This is a genomic window from Acinetobacter sp. 479375 (genome assembly GCF_000581715.1).
Lineage (GTDB): Bacteria > Pseudomonadota > Gammaproteobacteria > Pseudomonadales > Moraxellaceae > Acinetobacter > Acinetobacter ursingii.
This window is the reverse complement of sequence record NZ_JEZN01000047.1, coordinates 1-4,991: the sequence shown is the minus strand read 5'-3', so window position 1 is coordinate 4,991 and position 4,991 is coordinate 1. Positions and strand designations below refer to the sequence as shown.

The window sequence follows — 4,991 nt, the reverse complement described above, 5'->3', positions numbered from 1 at the left end:
GATCAAAGGTCAGACGCAAGCGATTGAAAAAGCGTTAGAAGACAATGTGGAATGTGGTGCAATTCTGCAACAAATATGCTCTGTGCGTGGTGCTATTAATGGTTTAATGAATGAAATGTTGGAGGTTCATTTAAAGGACACTTTAGTATCAGGTGAAACTACAGAACAACAACGAAAAGAAGAATTGGCTGAAATCGCCAAGATTCTAAAATCATATTTAAAATAGATCTGTATAAGGAATTATTCCATGAAGTCACGTGCTGCTGTTGCGTTTGGTCCTGGTCAACCTCTTCAAATTGTTGAAGTTGATGTTGCACCACCGAAGAAAGGTGAAGTATTAATCAAGATCTCCCATACCGGTGTGTGTCATACAGACGCATTTACTTTATCTGGCGATGATCCTGAAGGTGTTTTTCCTGCTATTCTCGGGCATGAAGGTGCTGGTGTTGTAGTTGAGGTTGGTGAAGGCGTGACTAGCGTCAAACCAGGTGATCACGTAATTCCACTTTACACTGCTGAATGTGGCGAGTGCGTATTCTGTAAATCTGGAAAATCGAACTTGTGTATTTCCGTTCGCGAAACTCAAGGTAGAGGTGTAATGCCAGATGGTACCACTCGTTTTTCCTACAATGGTCAACCGATTTATCACTATATGGGCTGCTCAACGTTCAGTGAATACACTGTAGTGGCAGAAGTATCATTGGCTAAAATCAATCCTGAAGCCAATCACGAACATGTCTGCTTACTGGGTTGTGGTGTCACAACGGGTATCGGTGCAGTACACAACACGGCTAAAGTACAAGAAGGTGATAGTGTTGCGGTCTTTGGTTTAGGTGGTATTGGTCTGGCAGTCGTACAAGCCGCACGTCAAGCTAAAGCAGGGCGTATTATTGTAGTTGACATGAATCCAGATAAATTTGCGCTGGCAAAAGAGTTTGGTGCAACGGACTTCTTGAACCCTAAAGACTACGACAAACCAATCCAGCAAGTCATTGTCGAAATGACTGGCTGGGGTGTAGATCATTCATTTGAATGTATTGGTAACGTGAATGTAATGCGTGCAGCCCTTGAAAGTGCACACCGTGGCTGGGGACAATCCGTAATTATTGGTGTAGCTGGCGCAGGTCAGGAAATCTCTACCCGTCCATTCCAGCTTGTTACTGGTCGTAAATGGCTAGGTTCTGCCTTTGGTGGCGTAAAAGGTCGTACGCAACTTCCAGGAATGGTTGAAGATGCCATGAACGGTAAAATTCAATTAGAACCATTTGTGACACATACGATGGGCTTGGATCAGATCAATGAAGCCTTTGATCTAATGCATGAAGGTAAGTCAATTCGTACTGTAATTCATTACGAATAATTCCGTCAGACCTTATACTTTTCCATGCATGTGCATCATGAATGACATGCATGGAATTCTCCAAAACGGCACATCATCTGTAAAACAGATCTATCTGTGTAGGCATCGTGTATAGGTTCAATCAACCTGCCTACATTTTAAATCTTTATCACTATTCTCTGTGGAGAATGTCGGACTCTTTGTTTACTCGATTTCTCATGAAGTCTTGCTCAACATAGGTAATTGATTATGGAAATAATTGAGAAACATGCTTCTTTTGGTGGATCGCAAGAAGTGTATCGCCATCAGTCAATAGCATTAAACTGTTCAATGAAATTCTCAATATATCTGCCACCTCATGACAAAGATGAGCGGTTGCCAGTTTTATATTGGTTATCAGGACTGACTTGCAACGAACAGAACTTTATTACTAAAGCCGGAGCACAAAAGTATGCGGCTGAACATAAAGTCATTATTGTTGCACCAGATACCAGCCCACGTGGAGAAGATGTACCAGATCATGCAGATTATGATTTAGGCCAAGGTGCAGGATTCTATGTGAATGCAACACAAGCACCTTGGTCACAGCATTTCAAAATGTATGATTATATTGTGGAAGAGCTCAGAAATCTGATTGACCTAAATTTTCCGACCAATCAAGTCCAAAGTATTATGGGTCATAGCATGGGTGGTCATGGTGCATTAGTAATTGGGTTAAAAAATCCTGAGCTGTATAAAAGTATTTCTGCTTTTGCACCGATTGTTGCACCTAGCCAAGTACCTTGGGGGAAAAAGGCTTTCACACATTACCTAGGTGAAACCGAAACTTTATGGAAAAGCTATGATGCGATTGAATTAATCAAAAACGCTGAAGTTCATATACCTATTTTAGTCGATCAGGGAACAGCTGATGATTTTCTTGAAGAACAGTTAAGGCCTAAGCTTCTTAGTGATATGTGTTTGGAACAAGAATATCCTCTTACACTTAACCTAAGAGAAGGGTATGACCATAGCTATTACTTCATTGCGAGCTTTATAGAGAAACATATAGAGTTTCACAGCAAACTCCTAGCTAAATAACTTTGATAGATATGAGGATGTACATGTTGTTCTTGAATGCTTCTTGAGCAATATAATTTTCAGATGAAGAGGTCAGCTTATAAATCTAAGGTAGAGTCAATTGATCCTTATATAACTAAGATTGAATTTAACCATCTCATATCTTAATTTTTTGATTCAAATGTTAATGATATTAACTTGAATAAATTCATAGCATTATGTCGGAATAAAAAAACAGATTTTGGCTCAGCTATGGGATTTTTTTTTAACTTTTATACAACAAAACTTTCTGACATGCATACATTAGCAATGTCAGAATCAGTTTTAATTCTAGTCAATTGTGGAGTTTTAGTCATGCTTAAAACAGCTTTATATGTCCGCCTTGAAGCTAAACCGGGTAAAGAAGACGAAGTGGAAGCTTTCCTTAAAGCCGGTTTACATATTGTAATGGAAGAACCTGCGACAGTTGCGTGGTTTGGCCTACGTCTTGGACCTACAACATTTGGTATATTTGATGCATTTCCTGATGAGGCGGGGCGCCAAGCACATCTATCTGGCAAGGTTGCAGCTGCTTTGATGGCTCAGGCCGATGAGCTATTTTCAGAGCCACCGTCTATTGAAAAAGTAGATGTTTTGGCGAGTAAACTACCAGCTTAAACCGACGCTTAAATGTATGAGTGTGCTGCCTGAAATTTGGCACTGTTGCAAATAGTGATTTGAGTCGATGATGTTCCCTTTAAAAAGTGCTTAGAGACCGAAAACCCTGTTGATTAGACACACTTCACCCTGAGGCTGACCATAATAAAATGACGATGCTTGTCCTTTACGTAGTGCACGCATGACTTCAATACCTTTAATTGTGGCATAAGCAGTCTTCATAGATTTGAATCCTAATGTGGCCCTGATGATTCGCTTTAACTTACCATGATCACATTCAATGACATTATTTTTATACTTAATCTGCCTGTGCTCAATATCTACTGGACATTTTCCTTCTCGCTTTAATCGTGATAAAGCATGGCCATAGGTCGCTGCTTTATCTGTATTGATGACCCGTGGAATTTGCCATTTTTTCACCGTATTGAAGATCTTTCCTAGAAAACTATAGGCTGATTTACTGTTCCGTCTAGCGGAAAGGTAAAAGTCAATCGTATGACCCCGTTGATCAACTGCACGATACAGGTAAGTCCATCGCCCCTTCACTTTGATATAAGTCTCATCCATATGCCATGAATGTAAATCTGTAGGATTACGCCAATACCAGCGTAACCGTTTTTCCATTTCTGGAGCATAACGCTGAACCCAACGATAAATTGTACTGTGATCCACATTTATGCCTCGTTCAGCGAGCATTTCTTGAAGTTCACGATAGCTGATGCCATATTTACAATACCAACGAACAGCCCAAAGAATGATTTCACCTTGAAAGTGCCGACCGTGGAAGGGATTCATCTGCTGTATCTCGAAATAAATAAGATATTTAGCTTATCATGTCAGCCTATTTGCAACAGTGCCTTATTTTGAATCATCTTGGTTATGAGATTACAGCTTCGACTGGTCGACCTCAAGAGTCAGAATATTTAACCTATCTAGGGGCGAGTGAAATTATTGATCGTATTGAATTATCTTCCCCAGGAAAGCCATTAAACAAAGAAGTTTGGGCTGGCGTAATTGATACTGTTGGAAGCCATACTTTAGCCAATGCATGTGCTAGTACAAAATATCGTGGTGCAGTTGCTGCGTGTGGTTTGGCAGGCGGAATGGATTTTCCAGCAACAGTTGCTCCATTTATTCTAAGAGGGATTACCTTATATGGAATTGATAGCGTGATGGCACCAATCGAATTAAGAAAAGAAGCATGGGAACGTTTGGCTACAGAATTAGATCAAACAAAATTAGAAACAGTAACGACTGAAATTCAGTTAACAGATGCTTTAAATATTTCAAATGAAATTTTAGATGGAAAAATTCGAGGTAGAGTTGTTGTACAGATATAGTTCAACAAAATGAGTTGTGGGACTGTTCTAAATTTTGTGTAAGTACTTAATTTTCATTTATCCTACTGAGGATAATAAAAAGAGGTACTTCACATGGATGAAGCTACAATCAAAAGTATGGCAGCTGAATTAGCTAAAGGTTTAAAAACTCCTGAAGATTTAAACCAAATGACAGCCATATTTAAAAAGTTCATGATCGAAACCGCTCTGAATACTGAGCTTTCTGAACATTTAGGCTATGAAAAGCATCAACCTAAGAAAGGATCTAATGCACGTAATGGTTTTAGCTCCAAAACAGTTCTAACACAAGATGGGCAGCTTGCTTTAGATATCCCTCGTGATCGTGATGGCTCTTTTGAACCACAGATTATTAAGAAGCATCAAACACGCATTACTAGCATGGATGATCAAATTCTTTCGCTATATGCGAAAGGAATGACAAATAGAGAAATTGTTGCTTTTTTAAAGAAATGTACGATGCCGATGTATCGGCACTGTTGCAAATAGGCTGACATGATAAGCTAAATATCTTATTTATTTCGAGATACAGCAGATGAATCCCTTCCACGGTCGGCACTTTCAAGGTGAAATCATTC

At 39.5% G+C, this 4,991-nt stretch carries 5 protein-coding genes and 2 pseudogenes; 6 read left to right on the top strand and 1 reads right to left on the bottom strand.

All coding sequences use genetic code 11. The annotated features are described in order from the left end of the window. The first annotated feature begins 1 nt into the window (after position 1). The 4 genes from J500_RS16385 (at position 2) to J500_RS16370 (ending at position 3,055) form a co-directional block, all read left to right on the top strand. Positions 2 to 226: a metal/formaldehyde-sensitive transcriptional repressor gene (locus tag J500_RS16385; protein WP_052024146.1), complete on the top strand. Its 225-nt coding sequence runs from the start codon at positions 2 to 4 to the stop codon at positions 224 to 226. Positions 227 to 247: 21 nt separating this feature from the next. After that, positions 248 to 1,360, top strand: coding sequence for an S-(hydroxymethyl)glutathione dehydrogenase/class III alcohol dehydrogenase (locus J500_RS16380; protein WP_004897268.1), 1,113 nt, complete (start codon positions 248 to 250; stop codon positions 1,358 to 1,360). Between the two features lie 228 nt (positions 1,361 to 1,588). Further along, the gene (gene fghA, locus J500_RS16375) at positions 1,589 to 2,419 is read left to right on the top strand and encodes an S-formylglutathione hydrolase (RefSeq protein ID WP_004897267.1); all 831 of its coding nucleotides are present in this window, start codon (positions 1,589 to 1,591) and stop codon (positions 2,417 to 2,419) included. A gap of 333 nt (positions 2,420 to 2,752) precedes the next feature. Next, positions 2,753 to 3,055, top strand: a complete 303-nt coding sequence (locus J500_RS16370) for a putative quinol monooxygenase (RefSeq protein WP_004897265.1) — start codon at positions 2,753 to 2,755, stop codon at positions 3,053 to 3,055. A gap of 90 nt (positions 3,056 to 3,145) precedes the next feature. On the opposite strand, the gene J500_RS16365 is transcribed toward J500_RS16370, so the two are convergent. Then, positions 3,146 to 3,850 carry an IS6-like element IS1008 family transposase gene (locus J500_RS16365; RefSeq protein WP_001067783.1) on the bottom strand — a complete coding sequence of 235 codons (705 nt, stop codon included), beginning with the start codon at positions 3,848 to 3,850 and terminating at the stop codon, positions 3,146 to 3,148. A 62-nt stretch (positions 3,851 to 3,912) separates the two neighbouring features. Between J500_RS16365 and J500_RS16360 the strand changes: the two are divergent. Next, positions 3,913 to 4,395 (top strand): annotated as a pseudogene (locus tag J500_RS16360) (zinc-binding dehydrogenase); the annotation flags it as partial. 93 nt (positions 4,396 to 4,488) lie between these two features. Continuing rightward, positions 4,489 to 4,895, top strand: a pseudogene (locus tag J500_RS16355) (transposase); the annotation flags it as partial. Positions 4,896 to 4,991: the final 96 nt, after the last annotated feature.

Coding starts and splice junctions, on each gene's coding strand:
- J500_RS16380 (WP_004897268.1), top strand. CDS start 248: ATGAAGTCACGTGCTGCTGTTGCGTTTGGTCCTGGTCAACCTCTTCAA.
- fghA (WP_004897267.1), top strand. CDS start 1,589: ATGGAAATAATTGAGAAACATGCTTCTTTTGGTGGATCGCAAGAAGTG.
- J500_RS16370 (WP_004897265.1), top strand. CDS start 2,753: ATGCTTAAAACAGCTTTATATGTCCGCCTTGAAGCTAAACCGGGTAAA.
- J500_RS16365 (WP_001067783.1), bottom strand. CDS start 3,850: ATGAATCCCTTCCACGGTCGGCACTTTCAAGGTGAAATCATTCTTTGG.